Annotated in this window: 16 protein-coding genes; 5 read left to right on the top strand and 11 right to left on the bottom strand. The window is 67.2% G+C overall.

The features are described from left to right. Positions 1-4 precede the first annotated feature (4 nt). Together P5F91_RS24580 and P5F91_RS24575 are read right to left on the bottom strand one after the other, a co-directional pair. The gene (locus P5F91_RS24580) at positions 5-514 is read right to left on the bottom strand and encodes a MarR family winged helix-turn-helix transcriptional regulator (protein WP_277908535.1); all 510 of its coding nucleotides are present in this window, start codon (positions 512-514) and stop codon (positions 5-7) included. Positions 515-596: 82 nt separating this feature from the next. Continuing rightward, positions 597-1,637, bottom strand: a complete 1,041-nt coding sequence (locus tag P5F91_RS24575) for a hypothetical protein (RefSeq protein ID WP_145609885.1) — start codon at positions 1,635-1,637, stop codon at positions 597-599. A gap of 525 nt (positions 1,638-2,162) precedes the next feature. Between P5F91_RS24575 and P5F91_RS24570 the strand changes: the two genes are divergently transcribed. Next, complete coding sequence (locus P5F91_RS24570; RefSeq protein WP_145609884.1) at positions 2,163-3,611, top strand: amino acid permease; 1,449 nt, start codon at positions 2,163-2,165, stop codon at positions 3,609-3,611. Between the two features lie 124 nt (positions 3,612-3,735). On the opposite strand, the gene P5F91_RS24565 is transcribed toward P5F91_RS24570, so the two are convergent. The 4 genes from P5F91_RS24565 to P5F91_RS24550 form a co-directional block, all read right to left on the bottom strand. Beyond that, positions 3,736-5,463, bottom strand: a complete 1,728-nt coding sequence (locus P5F91_RS24565) for an enoyl-CoA hydratase-related protein (RefSeq protein ID WP_277908534.1) — start codon at positions 5,461-5,463, stop codon at positions 3,736-3,738. A 139-nt stretch (positions 5,464-5,602) separates the two neighbouring features. Further along, complete coding sequence (locus P5F91_RS24560) at positions 5,603-8,539, bottom strand: TonB-dependent receptor (RefSeq protein WP_277908533.1); 2,937 nt, start codon at positions 8,537-8,539, stop codon at positions 5,603-5,605. Positions 8,540-8,738: 199 nt separating this feature from the next. After that, positions 8,739-9,788, bottom strand: a complete 1,050-nt coding sequence (locus P5F91_RS24555) for a FecR family protein (RefSeq protein ID WP_145609882.1) — start codon at positions 9,786-9,788, stop codon at positions 8,739-8,741. Then, positions 9,754-10,368: an RNA polymerase sigma factor gene (locus tag P5F91_RS24550; RefSeq protein ID WP_186464588.1), complete on the bottom strand. Its 615-nt coding sequence runs from the start codon at positions 10,366-10,368 to the stop codon at positions 9,754-9,756. Before P5F91_RS24550 ends, P5F91_RS24555 begins: the two co-directional genes overlap by 35 nt. Positions 10,369-10,514: 146 nt before the next feature. On the opposite strand from P5F91_RS24550, the gene P5F91_RS24545 reads away from it, so the two are divergent. The 3 genes from P5F91_RS24545 to P5F91_RS24535 all read left to right on the top strand — a co-directional run bounded on the left by P5F91_RS24545 (position 10,515) and on the right by P5F91_RS24535 (position 12,624). After that, positions 10,515-11,405, top strand: a complete 891-nt coding sequence (locus P5F91_RS24545; RefSeq protein WP_145609880.1) for a LysR family transcriptional regulator — start codon at positions 10,515-10,517, stop codon at positions 11,403-11,405. Positions 11,406-11,541: 136 nt separating this feature from the next. Next, the gene (locus P5F91_RS24540) at positions 11,542-12,015 is read left to right on the top strand and encodes a nuclear transport factor 2 family protein (RefSeq protein ID WP_277908531.1); all 474 of its coding nucleotides are present in this window, start codon (positions 11,542-11,544) and stop codon (positions 12,013-12,015) included. Positions 12,016-12,033: 18 nt separating this feature from the next. Further along, positions 12,034-12,624: a VOC family protein gene (locus tag P5F91_RS24535; RefSeq protein WP_145609879.1), complete on the top strand. Its 591-nt coding sequence runs from the start codon at positions 12,034-12,036 to the stop codon at positions 12,622-12,624. 64 nt (positions 12,625-12,688) lie between these two features. Here P5F91_RS24535 and eda read toward each other — a convergent pair whose 3' ends face one another. The 4 genes from eda to P5F91_RS24515 form a co-directional block, all read right to left on the bottom strand. Continuing rightward, entirely contained in the window at positions 12,689-13,330 is a 642-nt protein-coding gene (eda, locus tag P5F91_RS24530; protein ID WP_145609878.1) for a bifunctional 4-hydroxy-2-oxoglutarate aldolase/2-dehydro-3-deoxy-phosphogluconate aldolase, read from the bottom strand. After that, complete coding sequence (gene edd, locus P5F91_RS24525) at positions 13,327-15,168, bottom strand: phosphogluconate dehydratase (RefSeq protein WP_145609877.1); 1,842 nt, start codon at positions 15,166-15,168, stop codon at positions 13,327-13,329. Before edd ends, eda begins: the two co-directional genes overlap by 4 nt. A 103-nt stretch (positions 15,169-15,271) precedes the next feature. After that, positions 15,272-16,744, bottom strand: a complete 1,473-nt coding sequence (zwf, locus tag P5F91_RS24520; protein WP_277908529.1) for a glucose-6-phosphate dehydrogenase — start codon at positions 16,742-16,744, stop codon at positions 15,272-15,274. A 347-nt stretch (positions 16,745-17,091) separates the two neighbouring features. Continuing rightward, positions 17,092-18,606, bottom strand: coding sequence for an NAD-dependent succinate-semialdehyde dehydrogenase (locus P5F91_RS24515; protein ID WP_277908528.1), 1,515 nt, complete (start codon positions 18,604-18,606; stop codon positions 17,092-17,094). Positions 18,607-18,871: 265 nt separating this feature from the next. Between P5F91_RS24515 and P5F91_RS24510 the strand changes: the two genes are divergently transcribed. Next, positions 18,872-19,267, top strand: coding sequence for a hypothetical protein (locus P5F91_RS24510; RefSeq protein ID WP_277908527.1), 396 nt, complete (start codon positions 18,872-18,874; stop codon positions 19,265-19,267). A gap of 30 nt (positions 19,268-19,297) precedes the next feature. On the opposite strand, the gene P5F91_RS24505 is transcribed toward P5F91_RS24510, so the two are convergent. Next, positions 19,298-19,510, bottom strand: coding sequence for a hypothetical protein (locus tag P5F91_RS24505; protein ID WP_277908526.1), 213 nt, complete (start codon positions 19,508-19,510; stop codon positions 19,298-19,300). Positions 19,511-19,642 lie beyond the last annotated feature (132 nt).

Below are 19,642 nucleotides of genomic sequence, written 5' to 3'. Positions count from 1 at the left end.
CCGTTCAGCCCTCGCCCAACGCCGCCGCCAGCTGGTGCAGGCGGTCACGCAGGTCCGCCACCTCGTCCAGCGGCACGGGGAAACGGCACAGCATGGCGCCGGGGATGGCCAGCGCCTTGTCGCGCAGCGCCCAGGCGGCGGGGGTCAGGTCGACCAGCACGCGGCGCTCGTCCGCCGGGTCGCGCCGCCGCGCCACCAGGCCCGCCGCCTCCATGCGCTTCAGCAGGGGCGTCAGGGTTCCGGAGTCGAGGTCCAGGCGGCTCCCCAGGTCACCAACCGTCAGGGGCGCCCCCTCCCACAGCACCATCAGCGCCAGGTATTGCGGATAGGTCAGGCCCAGCGCGTCCAGCAGGGGCCGGTAGGCGCGGGTGATGCGGTTGGTCGCCTGGTAGAGGGCGAAGCACAGCTGCCGGTCCAGCGCCAGCGGGTTGTCCACAGCCAGGGGGCCGGCCACAGGGCGGGCCGGGGACTCGGTATCAGGGACGGGGGACGGAACGTTCGCGGGTTTTGCCATCGGGACCTCAATCTATCCCGGAATAGGGGCAGACCTTAAGGGCGATGGCAATGGGGGACGCGGCGGCCCAGCCCGGAAGAATTCACGCCTGCAGAACCTCGACCTTCACGCCGTTGGCGCCGGTGACGCCCTCCACCCCCGTCTTGAGTTTGGACAGGAAGGTGAAATTGATGCCATCCCGGCCCGCCAGCAGGGTGGTCAGCTTGTGGCGCGGCAGGTCGATGCGCTTGGCCAGATCTTCCATGTAGCCGCCGCCGCGCAGGGACTTCACCGCGTCCGACGACAGCTCAGGATCGACGTAAAGCTTTCCTTCCTTGCGGGTCAAGTACAGCGTGCCGGTGGCCGGCCCGCCCGTGGGCGCGGGCAACGCGCCGGCATCACCGGGGCCACGCAGGTAGGCCCTGACCGTCTGTTCCTGCCGGTCGTTGGTGAAGTCGCGCAGGGCGGGGGCCGACTGCACGATGATCTGGGCCAGCGCGCGGGACCGGGCGACGGCGCCGGTCAGGCGGCCATAGCCGGCCATGGCAGCCTCATACGAGGCCTCGACGGCGTCCAGTTTCAGCAAGGGGGCCGCCGCCTCCCCCGCTGGAACGGTCTCGGCCAGTTCGGCGGCGTGGCGGACATCGACGTGCAGGCGTTCCAGGTCGGCCATGGACTGCGCCACCTCCTGCGCCGTCACGTCCATGTGGGTGACCCACTTTTCCATGACGTAGCCAGTACCCAGGCCCATGGGCTCCGCCTTGTCCACCATGGCTTGCAGGACCGGTTCGACCGACCGGATGTGCAGTTCCGTCACCGTCTGGCGCAGTTGGGACAGACGGATCAGGGTGGCCGGCCGCTTGCTCTCATCCAGGCTTTCGCCGCGCGAAGCCAGCACGGTGATGAAGGACAGGGTGTCGCCGACCTCGACCCACAGCTTGCGGAAGGCGCTCAGCTCCTTGGTCTGGGCCACCATCTGGCAGGTGCGCTGCAGCGCTGCCACCGACTGTTCCAGCTGGCGGATGTCCCCGATGATACGGGTGTAAAGCTGGCCCTTGTCGGGCTGCTTCTTCCAAGGATTGGGCGCGTCGGCACGCAAGGTGGGGAAACTCCAGAAGGCCGGGCCCGGAACGCCGTCCGGCACCAGGGATGGTATCAGGCGTACCCAGGCCTTCCCAAACCTATAAGGCGCGCATCCGCATAGGGTCAGGGGTGTGCCCCATCCGCGGTGGACTCGGAGGCCGAGCGACGGGGGGCGGGCAACCACCGGGCACGGCGCGCGGATCGGTACAGGCGTGGGTTGATCTTCCGGCGGCGGGGACCCGGGTGTCAATTCGCCGGTATTGTTTCGAAACCGATCCCATCCTGGCGGGCCGCCGATGCGCACGAAATGACTAGGCCACCTGGACAGGCAATACCGATCCGGTCCGACGGGGCCGGCAGCACGCATAAATCTGTCGCCGCCGGGCCGGTTCCGGAAAAGCTTAGCCCATCAACATTTTTGGTCGCCGTTTAAGGTGACAGCGCCCCCGACAGCGGGTACATCGACATCCAAGCAATGCGCGACAAGCGACGCGCGGGCAAGCAATACGCGGGGCATCACATCGTGCCGGTCGTGCCTGGGCGCCAGCAAGCGTCCGCCGGCCGGTTGGGCAGAGATACGGGAGAGGTGGTTTTGAGCCTTTGGACGAAAAAGACTATCGAGGAGGCCAGCGCCGACGGTGACGGCGATGAAAGCCGCCCGACCCTGGCACGCAGCCTGAACGCCTGGAACCTGACCGCGCTGGGCATCGGCGCCATCATCGGCGCCGGCATCTTCGTCCTGACGGGTTCGGCCGCCGCCCAGTACGCCGGCCCCGGCATCGTCCTTTCCTTTGTGCTGGCGGCCACCGCCTGCCTGTTCGCCGGCCTATGCTATGCCGAATTCTCGGCCATGGTGCCGGTGGCGGGCAGCGCCTACACCTACGCCTACGTCACCGTGGGCCAATTCCTGGCCTGGATCATCGGCTGGGACCTGGCGCTGGAATACCTGTTCGCCTCGGGCACCGTGGCCGTGGGCTGGTCGGGCTATTTCGTCAACCTGCTGAAACAGGTGGGCATCGTCATCCCCGCTGCCCTGACCTCCGCCCCGCTGACGGTGAAGGACGGCTTCCACTTCCAGACCACGGGCGCGGTGCTGAACCTGCCGGCCGTGCTGATGGTCGGCCTCATCACCCTGCTGCTCTACGTCGGCATCCGCAATTCCGCCCGCGTGAACGGCATCATCGTCCTGCTGAAGCTGCTGGTGGTGTTCCTGGTCATCGGTTTCGGCCTGTTCTACGTGGTGCCGGCCCATTGGTCGCCCCTGATCCCGGCCGAGGTGGTGGACGACAAGGGCTCCCACTACGGCTGGGGCGGCGTGCTGCGCGGCGCCGGCGTCATCTTCTTCGCCTACATCGGTTTCGACGCCGTCTCCACCACCGCGCAGGAGGCGGTGAAGCCCCAGCGCGACATGCCCATCGGCATCCTCGGCTCGCTGGTATTCTGCACCGTGCTGTACATCCTGATGTCGCTGGTGCTGACCGGCCTGGTTTCCTACACCGAGCTGAACGTGCCCCACCCGGTGGTGGTCGCCATCGAGGCGGTGCGGCAGCTGCACTGGCTGGCCTTGCCGGTGGACATCGGCGCCGTCGCCGGCCTGACCACCGTCATGCTGGTCATGATGCTGGGCCAGAGCCGCGTGCTGTACGCCATGTCGCGCGACAAGCTGCTGCCGCCGGTGCTGAGCAAGGTGCACCCCACCTACCGCACGCCCCACGTGGCCACGTTGGTCACCGGCGTCCTGGCCGCCCTGCTGGCCGGCCTGTTCCCCATCGACATCCTGGGTGAGCTGGTCTCCATCGGCACGCTGCTGGCCTTCGCCATCGTCTGCGGCTGCGTCCTGGTGCTGCGCATCACCCAGCCGGCCATGGAGCGTCCGTTCAAGACGCCGCTGTTCTGGCTGGTCTGCCCCCTGGGCGTGCTGGTCTGCGGCTATCTGATGTGGGGTCTGCCGGGCGATACCTGGCTGCGTCTGATCATCTGGATGGTCATCGGCTTCTTCGTCTACTTCGGCTACAGCCGCCGCCGCGCCGCCTAAGTTCGGCGACCGGTGTGACAAAAGGGGCCGGGCGACACGTTTGCCCGGCCCTTCTTGCGCCCGGCCCTTCTTATTTTCAGGCCGTCGTAGACCAAGATCGCGGCCACCCGGCGCCTGGGGTGCCTTACCTCCGGGCGAAGCTGCCCAGGGGGCCGCCGCTCGCGGCGGGCCAGCCGAAGCCCAGCACGGCCATCAGGTCGGCGGCGACGGCGTCGTTCACCAGGCCCTCGGCCAAGGCGGTCACCATGGCGGTGCGCACGGCCGCCATCATGCGGGGGCCGGCATCGGCCGGCGCGGGGTCATCCGGCGGGCGCTTCAGGGCCGCCAGCACAGCCGCGGCCCCCTCCTCCCCCACCAGGTCGGTCACGGTGGCGTAGCCCAGCCGGCGGGCCAGGGCCCAGGGGCCCTCCGCCAAGCCGGCGGCGCGGGCGGCGGCGTCAACGTCGGCGGCCCCCACGGTGGGGCCCAGATCCAGCGCGGCGCGGAAATAGGCGGCGGTCAGCCGGGCCAGGAAGCGGCCCTCGCCATCCTCCACCCGGAAGGGCGTGCGGCCCAGGCGCCGCGCGGCGTCCACGGCGATGGATAGGGCGGGCGCCGAGGTCGCGGGCCCCGCCACCACCTCCGCCACCCCGCCGTCGGCTGGCAAGTACAGGCCCACCAGCCGATCGGCCCAGGCCAGCCCCTGCGCCACCGCGCCAACGCGCAGGCGCGGCCCCGTCAGCACCAGCAGCACATCCTCGCCCAGCGCCGCCTCGGCCGTCGCCAGCAGGGCGTGCTTGGCCGCCACATCCTCGCGGCTGGCGTCGAACAGGATCTCGATCTTGCGCTCACCCAGCCTGGCGGGCGTCAGCTCGTCCAAGCCATCGGCATCGGCCACGGCATGCACGTCCAGGCCGGCGCGGCGGGCCGCCAGGGCCACGGCGTCGGCCGCCGGTCCCCGGCCCAGCACGGCCGCGCGCGACAACTCCGCCGCCGGCAGGGCCGGCCGCCAGGCGGCCTTGTCCGCCTCCCCCTTCGCCACCACCAGGGTACGGACCAGGGCCGCCACCTCCCCCCGGCGCAGCAGGCCGGCGGCCAGCGCCCGCTCCAGGGCCAAGCCCTCGTCCAGCGACAGGCCCAGGCCTTGGCTGACCGCCGTCTCGATGGCGGCGGTGGCGGAGGCCACGGCGATGGGGCGGCGCTTCTGCCCGACGATGAAAGGCGCCTCCACCGCGTTGCCCAGCCGGGCGCGCACCCACGCCTTGGCGGCGCTGCGCACGTGGCTGGCCGGCACCACCTCGTTCACCAGCTTCAGCTCCAGCGCCGCCGACGCCGTCACCATGTGGCCGCCCGACAGCAGGTCATGCGCGCCCACCCAGCCCAGCAGGCGGGGCAGGCGCTGGGTGCCGCCGGCCATGGGCATCAGGCCCAGGCGCTGGTCGGGAAAGCCGAATCGCGCGGCGGGGTGGTCGGTGGACACGCGGTAGCCGCAGGCCAGCGCCAGTTCCAGCCCCGGCCCCAGGGCGGAGCCGCTGAGCGCCGCCGCGATGGGCTTGGCCGTCCCCTCCAGCCGGCGCAGCGCGTCGCCGTAGGGAGCGATTGCGGCCAGCAGCGCGTCGTCGGACAGGCCAGGGGCCGCATCCGCCAAGGCGAGCAGGCCCAGCGGCTCCCGCCCCAGCAGGAAATGCCCCTTGGCCGAGGCGATGACCAGGCCCCGCACCTCCTCCCGGTCCTCCAGGATGGCAGCCAGCTCGTCCAGCGCCGCGATCAGGGCGTCGTCCAGCAGGTTGGCGCGCCCGGGCGCGTCCAGCGTGGCATAGGCGATGCCGTCGTCGTCGAGCGTCAGGTGCAGGGGGGACGGATGGTCGGTCATGTCCGCACTGTGCCGGGCGTCCGGTGCGGCGGCAAGTGTCCCCGATGCCGCAAAGCCACCCCGCGCGAAGGGAAAAGGGCGCCGGCGGTTGCCCGCCGGCGCCCCTCATGAACCCAACTGCCAGGTTGGTTCCAGTTATTTAGAACTCGCAGGTCACGCCCCACAGGAAGGTGCGGCCGCTGGAGGTGTTCACCTCGATGCGATGCGCGGTCAGGTCGGTGAACTGCACGATGTGCTCATCGGTCAGGTTCAGGCCTTCCAGCGTCACCTTTATGTGCGGGGTGACGTTGTAGTGGGCGGAGAAGTCGACGTTGTTGGTCGGCTCATAGGCCTCGCCCACGTTGCCGTTGCCGCCGATGCTGTCCAGGTACTGGCTGCGGTAGGCCTCCGAGATGCGCACGCCCCAGGTTTCAGTCTCGTAGTACAGCGTGGCGTTGGCCGAGAAGCGCGAGAGGTTCACCAGCGGCAGGTCGTAGGACTTGCCGTTGATGATGGCGGGGGAGCTGCCGTCGGCGAAGGTGCCGTTGGCGACCATGCCCAGGTGGTTGAAGGGAGCCGGCAGGAAGTCGAAGTCGCGCTGCACGGCCACTTCCACGCCCTTGATGCTGGCGCCGGAGACGTTCACCGGCTGGGAAACGTTGTAGGGCGTGGCGCCCGTCTGCCCCGGCAGCAGGAAGGACAGCGGATAGCCGGTGGCGGAATACGGCTCCGTCACCGTGGTGGCGCTGATGAAGGAGTTCAGCTTCTTGTAAAAGGCGCCGATGGATACGAAGCCGACCTTGCCGTCGTAGTACTCCAGCGAGCCTTCCACCGCGTCCGCCGTGAAGGGCTTCAGGTCGGGGTTGCCGATGGTCAGGCTGCCGCCGAAGGGGGCGGTGGTGATGGTGCCGGCGGCCTGCAGGTCGGACAGGGCCGGGCGGCTGATGTTGCGGTTGGCGCTAAGGCGCGCCACCAGGTCGGGCTCAACGAAATAGGCCAGGTTGGCCGCCGGCAGCACGCCGCTGTAGGTGTGCGGCACCGTCACCGGCTTCAGGACGCCGCCGGAGTTGATCGAACCGGCGGAGGTCAGGTCGGTGGAGTAGTAGCGCAGGCCGACATTGGCCTTCAGCCGTCGCTCCATGACGTCCGTGTCCAGGTCGTACTGGATATAGCCGCCCTTGGTGTCTTCCGTGACATGATAGTCCGAGCCCGGCGACAGGAACTTGGCGTTTTCGATGTCCCGCGTCTGACCGGTCAGCTTGTAGATGGCGTCCACGTCGCCGACGATGTAGGGCACCAGGGTGTCGTAGGGCACCGTATACTTGGTGCTGGCCGGGATCGCCCTGTCCGCCGGGACGTTGTAGAAGACCTTGTTGTTGTACTGCGCGCCTTCATCCTCGAAGCGCTTGTATTCGAAGCCGGTCTTGATGGTGGAGTTGTCGCTCAGCGCGTATTCGAAGTCCAGCTTGGCGTTCTTGTAGGAATTGATGATCTTGTTGGCCTGGGTGTCCAGGCGCATCAGGTTCCACAGCGACGGGTCGGTGGTGTTGAAGCTGTAGGTGTTGACCGGCATGGTGGTGCGATCGTCGAAACCGATGCCCTGGTTCTTCGCCTCCAGGAACACCTTGTCGAAGTAGGGCAGCTCGTAGTCGGAGCGGGAGTAGCCCACCATTCCCTTCACCAGCAGCCGGTCCGTGATTTGGTCGGACCCGTGCAGCACCGTCTGGTAGAAGTCGGTGCTGTCGCTTTCGGTGTTGTACTCGTTGCGCATGTCCACGCCGGTGTAGTTAGCGGCCACCAGGGTGTTGCCCTGGATGACGGCCGACTGCAGCACCTGGGTGCCCGACACGTTGCCGGTCAGGGCGTTGGTGCCGCCCGCCGCCATGGCGTAGTCCTTGCGGTCGTTGGTCAGGCGGCTGTACAGGGCGTCGAAGCCCAGCTTCAGGCCGTTCTCGGGCTCATACTGCAGGGCCAGCGTGCTGCCCAGGCGGGTGCGGTGATCGAACCAGGTGGAATAGGTGTCGGCCTGCGGGGCATAGATGGTGCCGGATTCCATCTTGGCGGCATCGGCGGCGCTGACGCCCGGGCCGATGTTGGCCGGGTTCACCTTGATCTGGCTCCAGCCCCAGTTGCGATAGCCGTACTCGTTGCTGTCGTTGGTGCTGTAGGCCACCGACACCAAGGCGCCGAAGTCGCCCCAGCGGTTGGACAGCAGGCCCACCATGCGGGGCGTCACGCTGTCGGTGTTGCTGTTGTTCTGGCCCTTGGCGGAAAACACGGCCTTGAAGCCGTCGTAGTCGAAGGGCTTGGCGGTGCTGAGCCCCACCGTGCCGCCGATGCCGCCCTCATCCTGTTCGGCGGCATAGGACTTCTCGACGGTCACGCGGTCGAACAGCTCGGAGGCGAACAGGCTGTAATCGAAGCTGCGGGTGCGGCTGACGGCACCGCGGTTGTCCATGCCCGAGGCCGTGTTGCCCAGCACCTCCATACCGTTCAGCTGGGTGCGGGTGAAGTCCGGGCCCAGGCCGCGCAGGGTGATCTGCCGGCCTTCGCCGGAATCGCGGTTGATGGTGACGCCGGGCACGCGCTGCAGCGATTCCGCCAGGTTCAGGTCGGGAAACGCGGCGATGTCTTCCGCGACGATCACCTCCTCCGATCCGACGGCCTCGCGCTTCAGGGCCTTGGCCTGCGCCAGGCTTTCCCGGAAACTGGTGACCACCACCTCTTCCAGCGGGTCGTCATTGACGCGCGCCTGCGGCTTGGGCGCGGCGGCCGGGGCCTTGGCCGGCGTTCCCACCTGCAGGACCACCACGGCACCGTCGTCGGACGACACCACCAGGGGCGTGCCCTGCAACAGGGTGGCCAGGGCCTTCTTGCGGTCCAGCTCGCCATGGATGGCCTGGGTGCTGATGCCGTCCAGCTGGCCCGCCGGCGCCACGATCTGGATGCCGGCCTGCTTGGCGAAGGCCGGGATGGCGCTGACCGCCGGCTGGGCCGGCAGGTCGAAGCTGCGCGTCTGGGCCACGGCGGGCGCGCTGAACGCGATGACGGCGGACGCCGCGCCGCACAGCAGCATCGGGCGCAAAGATTTGAACATTCTCACTGACTCCCCCAGCAATATCAGTGTCTGACTGCCATTCGCGGGGCGTTCATCGCCCTCACGCCCCTTAGATTATTTTGGGGAGCCAACCAAGCCATCCGTAATGAAACTTTTATATTTTGTTGTTCTCATTGTTTAATTTGGATGACGTGGGCATTTCGACTTCGCGTCATAACCGTTCATCTGGATGCCGGTCTTATTTATAAAGGGTGATGATGTCCCCTTCCCGCTTGCTTTTGATGCGCAGGCCCAGGGCGATGGCGCGGGCGAAGCCGGCGGGATCGGTGGCGGCAAACAGGCCGGAGATGCGCTCATGCGCCGGCGCCCCCTTCACCACGATCTTCTGGACGGAATAACGGGCGAATTCGGCCGCCGCCTCGGCCAGGGTGACGCCCTCGAAGGACAACAGGCCCTCGCGCCACATCAGGCTGCGTCCCAGGGCGCCCGGCGCCACGTCGCGCAGGGAGACCTGCACCTCCTCCACGCCGGCGGCGTTCAGGCCGATGCGCACCTCCGCCTCCTGGTTGGCGGTGACGTGGGTGCCGTTGGTGGCGCCGGCCGATGGCGTCCACAGCCGTTCCAGCGCCTGCCAGGCCGTGGCAGGCGGGGCGGGCGGCGGCAGTTCCACCGCCACCCGGCCACTGGTCACCTGCACGCGCATACTGCCCTTGTCATCCTCCAGCCGCACGGCATAGGCGGTGCCGACGGCCCGCGCCTGGGCCTTGGGGCCCTGGACGATGAAGGGGCGATCAGGGTTCTTGGCCACCTCGAAATAGGCCTCACCCTTCAGCAGGCGGATGGTGCGGCTGTCCTCGCGGTAGTCGACCTCCAGCACGCTGTCGGTGTTCAGAGTGATCCTGGACCCATCGGGCAGCGGGATGCGCCGCACCTCGCCCACCTCGGAGGCATAGCGGCGGCCGGCGGTCGGCGCCGGGCGGCGGACGAGAACGGCGGCACCCAGGACCGACGCGGCCGCGCCCATCAGTACGGCGCGGCGCGGCAGCGTGCCCCACTGGGCCACGGACGGCGCCGGCGGCCGGCGCAGCATGCGCATGGCCAATTCCATACGTGGGCTGATGAAATAGGCCTGGGCGCGGGCCAACGCGCCGACGCAGCGGATGTCGCTGTCCAGCCAGGCCGACAGGTCCGCTTCCTCGGCCGGGGTCAACTCACCGGCGTCCTGGCGGGCGACCCAGCGGGCCGCCGCCTCATCAATGGACTTTGCGCTTTGCCGCTGCGTGATCACGCTCTACCGACCTTGTCTTCTTCTTTTGATCCGCCACGCCGTCCTCATCGGCCTCTTCCCGGCCCAATTGGGCCAACAGCAGCTTGATGCCCCGCGCCACCTGCTTCTGGATGGTGTGCTGCGACAGGTTCATGCGCCGGGCGATCTCCTGCTGCGACAACCCCTCCACCCGGCGCATGACGAAAGCGGCGCGCGTCTTACGCGGCAGGGCCTCGATGGCGCGCCGCACATGCTCCAGTTCGGACCGGGCCAGCACCGTGTCCTCCGGCGACGGCTGATCCATCACCGCCTCCAGCGCGCCGATGTCGGACACGGCAGTGATGGGCACCACGCGGGCATGGCGCAGCTGCTGCAGGATGACGGAATGGGCGACCTGGAAGGTGTAGGTCTTGGGATCGAGGATGGCGTCCACCGAGGCCTTGGTGGCCAGGATGGCGTACGTTTCCTGCACGACGTCGTCGATATCGCAGTGCAGGCCCCCCTTGCGCTTCAGCCAGGCGCGCAGCGCCGGCTCATGCGGCACGACGTGCAGCGCCAGCCACTGCGCCCGCTCAATCGTGATCTGCTTGGTGGATTTCAATGTCGCCCCGCATCTAAGCACTGCTCCCTAGATGCGCGGACTTTGTGACAGACGCCATTTGTCATGAAAATTTAGGAATTGGCGTCTGGCGACATCGGCGCATAATCCAATCATATTGTTTCCATATCAGAACAACGGATGCCGTCATGGATTTGAACGCGGTCGCGATGTTCGTCGCCGTCATCAAAGCCCAAAGTTTTTCAAAGGCGGCCACGGAACTGGGCGTCACCAAGTCCACCATCTCCAAGAAGATCAGCGAGCTGGAGGCCTTCCTCGGCACCACCCTGATCCGGCGGACGACGCGCAGCCTGCAACTGACCCAGATGGGGGCGGAGTTCTACGAACAATGCGCCACCTCCCTCACCGCGCTGCGGGACGCGGCGGAAAACGCCCAGGCGGCGGGGACGGAACCGCGGGGGCATTTGCGCGTGACCTGCCCGGCGGACTTCGTGCCCGCCATCATGGGACCGGTCTTTGCCGGCTTCATGCAGGCCTACCCCAAGATCACGCTTGAGGTCATCCTGACGGACAAGCCGCTGGACCTCGTCATGGACAACATCGACGTGGCGATCCGGATTGGAAACCTGAGCGATTCCGCGCTCATGTCCCGCCGCATCGGGCGTGAGGTTTTCCAGTTGCTGGCCAGCCCGGCCTATTTCGACCACGCCCCGCCATTGCGCGAGCCGGGCGACCTGCGGGATCACGAATGCCTGATCTTCGCGCCCAAGCCCGAATTGCGGATCTGGCACCTGCAGGATGGTGAGCGCCGGCTGCGGATAGAACCGGGCATCAAGTTCATCTCGAACAACATCTCGATGATCAAGACTTTGGCCGTCCTGGGCGCCGGCATCACGCTGCTGCCCGTCTCAAGCTGCCAGGAGGAGATCGCCGCCGGGCGGCTGTCGGTCCTTCTCCCCGAACTGTCGATGGGCGCCACGCCCATCCACCTCGTCTACCAAAAGCAGCCCTTCAAGTCGCCCAAGATCCAGACCTTCGTCTCATACGTCGAAACGCACGTCCGGAGTCAATTTCCGTAAACATCAATAGTTTCTTATAAGAAACAATGTTTTCATGCTTTCGTTCATTATCAAACAATCCTCGCCGGGGTACGGTTTGCCCGGATCGAAACGGGCACCGACCCGTTACCCGTTGCCCCCGCGAAGGATAAAGGCGATGAAGCCCCCCTCGAAATTCGGCCTACTGATGCTGGCCCTCTTCTCCACGGCCGCCGCCCGTGGCACCTATGCCGCCCCGGCCCAAACGCAGGTGCTGGATACTGCGCCGGCGACGAATGAGCAGATCGCGGCCGCCCAGACGCTGATCGACAAGCATTTCGCGCTGTGGAACAGCAACGACATGTCGAAATACCGGCAGGCCTACGACGCGATCTACGCCAAGAATTTCCTGATGGCGGATTACAGCGGCGTGGCCCGGAGCTACGACGATGTCGTGGCGCTGATCCAAAAGGTGCAGGCGGCGCATCCCGGTTTCCATTTCACGCCCAAGCCCGTCGCCATCAACCATGGCCTGGGCCGCGTCACCTGGGGCTACGGCCCCGCCGACGACCCCACCCTCATCACCGGCGAAGACATCTTCACCATCGAAGACGGCAAGATCACCAGCCTTCGCGTCTTCCTGAACAAATAAGCCCCCAAGAGAGACATCATGAAATTCATCAACGCCTACCTGGTGGCCGGGCTGCTGGCCATCGGCGCCCCCGCCCATGCACAGGACGTGAAGGTCGCCGGCATCGACCATGTCGGCATCACCGTGCCGGACCTGCAGCAGGCGGAGGAGTTCTTCTCCAGCACCTTCGGCTGCGTGCCCGTCACCCACATCGGCCCCTTCCCGATGGCCACCTCCCTGTCGCCGGACCGCAAGCAGACCGTGGCCCCCCGCGCCACCAGCCTGTCGCTGGCCATGCTCCGCTGCGGCACCGGGTCCAACATCGAACTGTTCGCCTACAAGGACTCGACCGGTTCGACCATCATCCCCAATAACGAGGATCTGGGGCAGTCGCACATCGCCTTCTACACCGACGACGTCAAAGCCGGCGCCGCCAAGCTGAAGGCCAAGGGCCTGCAGATCATCGGGGAACCCATCACCATGCCCAGCGGCGACACCGCGGGGGAGACCTGGGTGCACTTCCTGTCGCCCTGGGGGTCGGAGATGGAACTGGTCGGCTATCCCAACGGCAAGGGATATGAAAAGACCGCCAAGGTTAAACTGTGGAGCGCCAAGCACCCGGCCGACTGACCCTGCAACAAAAAACGCCCCGACCGGTGTTCAAACCGATCGGGGCGCTTGTTCGGTAAAACGCTCACCTGCCCAGGGCCGACGCCTCGCGCGCCAGCTTGGTGATGCCGGCCCAATCCTTGGCCGCCACCAAGTCCGCCGGGGTCAGCCAAGAGCCGCCAACGCAGGCGACGTTGGGCTGGGCCAGATAGTCGGGTGCCGTCTTCACGGTGATGCCGCCCGTGGGGCAGAAGGTGATCCCCGGCAGGGGCGAGGCCAGCGACTTGATCAGCTTCAGGCCGCCCACGGCCTCGGCCGGGAACAGCTTCACATGGCGCAGGCCGCGGGCCTGCAGGGCCATGACCTCCGACGGGGTGGCGGTGCCGGGCAGGAAGGGCACACCCTGGGCCAACACCTCATCCAGCAGGGCGGGGTAGCAGCCTGGGCTGACGATGAACTGCGATCCGGCGTCGCGCACGCGGCCCACCTGGTCCGGCGTCACCACCGTGCCGGCACCGACCACGGCGTCCGGCACCTTGGCGGCGATGATCTCGATGGCGGCCAGGGCGGCCTCGGTCCGCAGGGTCACTTCCAGCACCCGCACGCCACCCTCGACCAGGGCCTCGGCCAGCGGCAGGGCGTCCTCGACCTTCTCGATGATCAGGACGGGAACGACGGGGCCCAGCGCCAGGATTTCGCCCACGCCGTACTTGCTCTGCGAACTCATGCGAAATCCTCTCCGAAGCTATGGGCGCCGTCCTCGGCGCCGGTCACATGGGCGCGCATGGCCCCGAACAGGTTGCGGCCCGTGCCCCAGGTGTTGGCGCTCAGGTCGGGCGTGGCGGCCGGGCGGGCGGCAAACTCGGCCGCGTCCACCAGGATGTCCAGCGTGCCGGCCTCACCATCCAGGCGCACCACGTCGCCGGTCTGGATGCGGGCCAGCGAACCGCCCTTCAGCGCCTCTGGCGTCAGGTGGATGGCGGCGGGCACCTTGCCCGACGCACCGGACATGCGCCCATCGGTGACCAGCGCCACCTTGAAGCCCTTGTCCTGCAGCACGCCCAGGGGCGGCGTCAGCTTATGCAGTTCCGGCATGCCGTTGGCGGCGGGGCCCTGGAAGCGGACCACGGCAATGAAGTCGCGCTCCAACTCACCGCGCTTGAAGGCGGCCAGCATCTCATCCTGGCTTTCGAAGACGATGGCCGGCGCCTCGACGACGCGGTGCTGCGGCTTCACGGCCGACACCTTGATGATGGCGCGGCCGGCGTTGCCGGTCAGCAGGCGGATGCCGCCCGACGGGTCGAAGGGGTCGCTGGCCGGACGCAGGATGCTGGTGTCGGCGCTGGTGGCCGTGCCGGGCCGCCAGGCGGCCTTGCCATCCTTCAGCCATGCCTCATGGCGGTAGGCGTCGAGGCCGCTGCCCTGTTCCGTGCCGTCCACCACCGTGGCGACGTCGCCGTGCAGCAGGCCGGCATCCAACAGGCTGCTGATCAGGAACTGCAGGCCGCCGGCGGCGTGGAAATGGTTCACGTCCGAGACGCCGTTGGGGTAGACGCGCGCCAGCAGGGGCACGGCCCCCGACAGGTCGCTGAAATCCTGCCAGTCGATATGAATGCCCGCGGCGCGCGCGATAGCTACCAGGTGCAGGGTATGGTTCGTCGACCCGCCCGTGGCCAGCAGGCCCACGATGGCGTTGACGATGCTGCGCTCATCCACCAGGCGACCGATGGGCGTGTAGTTGCCCGCCTGCTCCGTCAGCTGGGCCGCGCGCTGGGTGGCCGCCACGGTCAGGGCGTCGCGCAGCTCCGTGTTCGGATTGATGAAGGAGGATCCGGGCAGATGCAGGCCCATGATCTCCATCAGCATCTGGTTGGAGTTGGCGGTGCCGTAGAAGGTGCAGGTGCCGGGGGAGTGGTAGGACTTTGACTCCGCCTCCAGCAGGTCGTCACGGGTGGCCTTGCCCTCCGCGTACAGCTGGCGGATGCGCGCCTTCTCCGGATTCGACAGGCCCGACGGCATCGGGCCGCCCGGCACGAAGATGGCCGGCAGATGGCCGAAGGACAAAGCGCCGATCAGCAGGCCGGGGACGATCTTGTCGCAGATGCCCAGGTACAGCGCCGCGTCGAACATATCGTGCGACAGGGCGATGGCCGTGGCCTGGGCGATGACATCGCGGGAGAACAGCGACAGCTCCATGCCGTCGCGGCCCTGGGTCACACCATCGCACATGGCGGGGACGCCGCCGGCGAACTGGGCCACCACGCCCGCCTCATGCGCCGCCTTCTTGATGATGGCGGGGAAGCGCTCGAACGGCTGATGGGCCGACAGCATGTCGTTGTAGGCCGACACGATGGCGATGTTGGATTTGCGGTTGCCGGCCAGCGCCGCCTTGTCGTCGGCGGCACAGCCGGCGAAGCCGTGGGCCAGGTTGCCGCAGCCCAGCGCGCCGCGCCGGGGGCTCTGGCCCTTCTGCGCGTCCAGGCGCTGCAGGTAACGGGCGCGGCTGTCCGCGCTGCGCTGGATGACGCGGTCGGTAACCCGCCGCAGGGTGTCGTGTAGCGCCATGGGGTCCTCCCTGGCTGATGAGCCATGAACGTGGATACGCCGGCGGGACCGGCGATGCGGCGCCGGCCCCGGGGGCTGAAGTCGAATAAACGCCCGCGAACCCTTAGAGTTCGGGGTCGTGCCAACGGCGGCCGTCGCGGTCCAGCAGCAAGGCCGCGCTGATAGGGCCCCAGCCGCCGGCGGCGTAGGGGTCCGGGCGCATGTCCGTCTGCTCCCAGCCGGCCAGGATGGTGTCGATCCAGGACCAGGCGGCGTCCACCTCGTCACGGCGCATGAACAGCGACGGATTGCCCCGCACCACGTCCATCAGCAGCCGCTCATAGGCCTCGGGATACCGGTCCTTGAACGCCTCGGCATAGGAGAGGTTCAGCGGCACGGAGCGCAGGCGCAGGCCGCCCGGGCCCGGCACCTTGGTCATGATGTTCAGCTGCACGCCCTCGTCCGGCTGCAGGCGGATGACCAGGCGGTTGGCCATCAGCTCGCCCGAGCCTTTGGGGAAGACGCTGTGCGGCACGTCCTTGAACTGGACGACGATCTCGGAATAGCGGACTGGCAGGCGTTTCCCCGTGCGCAGGTAGAAGGGCACGCCGCTCCAGCGCCAGTTCTCGATCTCAGCCTTGATGGCGACCAGGGTCTCGGTGTTGCTGGACCGGGTCAACTCATCGGCGTAGCCGGGCACCGGCTGGCCGTTGATGGAACCGGCGCGGTACTGGCCGCGCACGGTCTTGACCTTCACGTCGGCCTGGGTTATGGGGCGCAGGGCCCGCAGCACCTTGATCTTCTCATTGCGGATCTGGTCGCCCGACAGGTGGGCCGGCGGCTCCATCGCCACCAGGCACAGCAACTGCAGGAAGTGGTTCTGCACCATGTCGCGCAGGGCGCCGGCCTTGTCGTAGTACTCGGCCCGGCCTTCCACGCCCACGCTTTCGGCGACGGTGATCTGGATGTGGTCGATCCAGCTGCTGTTCCACAGCGGCTCGAACAGGGCGTTGCCGAAGCGCAGGACCATCAGGTTCTGCACCGACTCCTTACCCAGGTAATGGTCGATGCGGTAGATGCGGTCTTCGGGGAAGACGGCGCCCACCTCCTCGTTCACCGCGTTGGCCGACTTGCCGTCATGGCCGATGGGCTTCTCCAGCACCACGCGGCAGGTATCGGTCACCAGGCCGGCGCTGGCCAAGTTGCGGCAGATGGCGCCGAACAGGCTGGGGGCCGTCGCCAAGTAGCAGACGCGGGCCTTGTCCTCATGCCCCTTCAGCAGGGTCTGCAGGGGTTCCCAGCCGGCCGACTTGGTCGCGTCCAGCGACACATAGCCCAGGCGGGCGGCGAACCGCTCCCACACCGCCGTCTCCAGGTCGGCGGCGGGGACGTGGCGCTGCAGCGCCGCCCACACCGTGGCCCGGAAATCCTCCACCGTCTGGTCGGTGCGGCTGACGGCGATGATGCGGCTTTCGTCCGTCATCTGCCGGTCGCGCTCCCGGTAGTAGAGGCCGGGCAGCAGCTTGCGCATGGCAAGATCGCCGGTACCGCCGAAAACGACGAAATCGAAGGGATTGACTTGCAGCACTTCAGCCATGATGGCGCCTTGGCTTGGTTTCCCAGGGATGGCAGGGCCATCCGCCCGTTATCGATTATGCGGTTATTTCACTACCACAATTCCCTGGAAGCGCCACCGGAAAATCACCTCCTATGTAATCCGGCGGGTGATTTTCCGGTAATTCCGTAACATGACAGCTATTCCGTAAGGCTTTCGGTCGGGATCGATCGAAAGCCCCCTCATGCGCCGGGCGCGGCCATCCGGCCGCTTGGCTTCCTCGCTTTCCAGTCTGCTGACGCGTCCCGGAAAGCTGCGGCGGCCCCGGTCGGGGCCTAGGCGGCATGAGGGAAACCTCACGCCGCAGCCCGTCACCTGCTCGTGGGGGCTCAGGCCTTCAGGCCGCCCATCAGCAGGTATTTCACCACCAGGTAATCCTCGATGCCGTACTTGGAGCCCTCTCGGCCCAGGCCGCTCTGCTTCACGCCGCCGAAGGGCGCCACCTCGGTGGAGATGATGCCTTCGTTGATGCCGACCATGCCGTATTCCAGCGCCTCCGCCACCCGCCAGATGCGGCCGATGTCACGGCTGTAGAAGTAGGCGGCCAAGCCGAACTCGGTGTCGTTGGCCATGCGGATGGCCTCGGCCTCGTCCTTGAAGCGGAACAGCGGCGCCACCGGGCCAAAGGTTTCCTCGCGCGCCAGGATCATGTCCGGCGTGGCGTCCAGCAGCAGGGTGGGCTCGAAGAAATTTCCGCCCAGGGCGTGCCGGCGGCCGCCCATGGCCACGCGGGCGCCCTTGGACACCGCGTCGGCGATGTGGCGCTCCGCCTTTTCCACCGCGGCGGCATTGATCAGGGGGCCGGTGGTCACGTCCTTGTCGGCGCCGTTGCCCACGCGCAGGCGGCCCACCGCCTCCGCCAGGCGGGCGGCGAACGCCTCGTAGACGCCATCCTGCACCAGGATGCGGTTGGCGCAGACGCAGGTCTGGCCGGCGTTGCGGTATTTGGAGGCCATGGCCCCCTCCACCGCCGCATCCAGATCGGCGTCGTCGAAGACGATGAAGGGCGCGTTGCCGCCCAGTTCCAGGCTCAGCTTCTTCAGCGTGTCGGCGCTCTGCTTCATCAGCAGCTTGCCCACCGGGGTCGAGCCGGTGAAGGACAGCTTGCGCACCAGCGGGTTGGACGTCATTTCCCCGCCGATGGGCTTGGGATGGCCGGTGATGACGCTCAGCACCCCCGGCGGCACGCCCGCCCGCTCCGCCAGAACGGCCAGGGCCAGGGCGCTGTAGGGCGTCACCTCCGACGGGCGCACCACGATGGGACAGCCGGCGGCCAGGGCCGGCCCCACCTTGCGGGTGATCATGGCGATGGGGAAGTTCCAGGGGGTGATGGCGGCGGCCACGCCGATGGGCTCCTTCACCACCACGATGCGCTTGTCACCGGCGAAGCTGGGGATGGTGTCGCCGTAGGCGCGCTTCCCCTCCTCCGCGAACCATTCGATGAAGCTGGCGCCATAGGCCACCTCGCCGCGCGATTCGGCCAGGGATTTGCCCTGCTCCGCCGTCATGATGCGGGCCAGGTCCTCCTGCGCCGCCATGATCATCTCGAACCAGCGGCGCATGACGGCGGCGCGGTCCTTGGCGGTGCGGGCGCGCCAGCCGGCCCAGGCGGCGTTGGCCGCTTTGATGGCCAACGCCGTCTCGGCGGCGCCCATGGCGGGAATGGTGCCGATGACCTCACCCGTCGCCGGGTTGTCCACGTCGATGGTGCCGCCGTCGTCGGCATCAATCCACGACCCGCCGACATAGGCCTGGTCGCGCAGCAGGTCGGGGTCCGCCAGCTCCAGCCGGCGGGCCGTCGCGGCCAGGGATGGATGGGCGGGACGGTGGGCGGGCATAGCCATGGGCGGTTTCTCCGATGTCGGGGCCGATTATGGAGTTGGTTAATAAATAGGACGCCCCGGCCGCCGATGAAAGCGACGCAAGGCACCCTCCCCAATCTCGCAACGGTCGGCCAACCCTACCGGTTCCCCAATGAGCATGACTGCCAGGACATGAGTCAAAATCATGACGGGCTGGATGTCTTCCGCGTCAAAATGAAAAGGTTGCGCCGCATGCCGCATGGCCTTAGACGGGAGATATTCTCTCTTCTGGTCGACGGCGGATGGAATGCGTTCTTGGATCGATGTCGCATCTCAATTGCCACTTCCGGATGCCGCGTTCCTATTGCTGATCCGCACAATCGACGTCGATAATTGGCTTCGAAAGCAAGTTGCCGCAGCGTCGACAAATAATTCCGTGCCTGACTTGAAATACAGCGATTCCCGCAGGGCCTTCACTGTGTTAAGGGCTATTCGTCAAGACGTCACCGACGATGAATTACACGCCGCCGTAGAGCGTGCGAAGAAATTCTGGATGGATTGCTGTAGTAATTACCGCGATTCTGCCGCAGGCCTCGTTTCGGATGCTCACCGAGCGGTCGATCTTGCCTTGCCAAATTATCCAGGATTTCTGAAAGAGACACGAAACTGGGCAATAGATCGACTTTGCTTTGAAAATAGGTAATCGCGCCCTCCCCCGGTTTCCATCCCTACGTCAGCCCTTCTTCTGCGCCGCCTTACGCGCCTTCTGAAATGCGGCGAAGGCGGCGGCCCAGCCTTCCTTCACCACCTCGCGGCCGCGGCCGATGGCCAGGGCGTCGGCGGGTGCTGGCTCGGTAATGATGCTGATGAGAGCGCCGTCACCCACCTGCACCGGGGCCACCAGGGTAGCGTTGGTGCCGACGAAGACGTTGCGGGCGGCCCACATGGGTGCGGTACTTAAAGGTGCCATCATAGTTGCAGGTGATGACGCCGTCGCCACCGACCCAGGCCCCGCCGATGTGGGCCTGGTCCTGCAGCAGGTCGGGTCCTTCAGCCCACGGGCCTGAGCCGTGTAGAT

Source organism: Nitrospirillum amazonense, from assembly GCF_029594735.1.
Classification (GTDB): Bacteria; Pseudomonadota; Alphaproteobacteria; order Azospirillales; family Azospirillaceae; genus Nitrospirillum; species Nitrospirillum amazonense.
This window is presented reverse-complemented; position numbering and strand designations above follow the sequence as displayed.

Excerpts from the sequence above, each read along its gene's own strand:
- P5F91_RS24580 (WP_277908535.1), bottom strand. The coding sequence starts at position 514 with ATGGCAAAACCCGCGAACGTTCCGTCCCCCGTCCCTGATACCGAGTCC.
- P5F91_RS24565 (WP_277908534.1), bottom strand. The coding sequence starts at position 5,463 with ATGACCGACCATCCGTCCCCCCTGCACCTGACGCTCGACGACGACGGC.
- P5F91_RS24560 (WP_277908533.1), bottom strand. The coding sequence starts at position 8,539 with ATGTTCAAATCTTTGCGCCCGATGCTGCTGTGCGGCGCGGCGTCCGCC.
- P5F91_RS24545 (WP_145609880.1), top strand. The coding sequence starts at position 10,515 with ATGGATTTGAACGCGGTCGCGATGTTCGTCGCCGTCATCAAAGCCCAA.
- P5F91_RS24540 (WP_277908531.1), top strand. The coding sequence starts at position 11,542 with ATGAAGCCCCCCTCGAAATTCGGCCTACTGATGCTGGCCCTCTTCTCC.
- P5F91_RS24535 (WP_145609879.1), top strand. The coding sequence starts at position 12,034 with ATGAAATTCATCAACGCCTACCTGGTGGCCGGGCTGCTGGCCATCGGC.
- eda (WP_145609878.1), bottom strand. The coding sequence starts at position 13,330 with ATGAGTTCGCAGAGCAAGTACGGCGTGGGCGAAATCCTGGCGCTGGGC.
- edd (WP_145609877.1), bottom strand. The coding sequence starts at position 15,168 with ATGGCGCTACACGACACCCTGCGGCGGGTTACCGACCGCGTCATCCAG.
- zwf (WP_277908529.1), bottom strand. The coding sequence starts at position 16,744 with ATGGCTGAAGTGCTGCAAGTCAATCCCTTCGATTTCGTCGTTTTCGGC.
- P5F91_RS24515 (WP_277908528.1), bottom strand. The coding sequence starts at position 18,606 with ATGGCTATGCCCGCCCACCGTCCCGCCCATCCATCCCTGGCCGCGACG.
- P5F91_RS24510 (WP_277908527.1), top strand. The coding sequence starts at position 18,872 with ATGCGTTCTTGGATCGATGTCGCATCTCAATTGCCACTTCCGGATGCC.
- P5F91_RS24505 (WP_277908526.1), bottom strand. The coding sequence starts at position 19,510 with ATGTGGGCCGCCCGCAACGTCTTCGTCGGCACCAACGCTACCCTGGTG.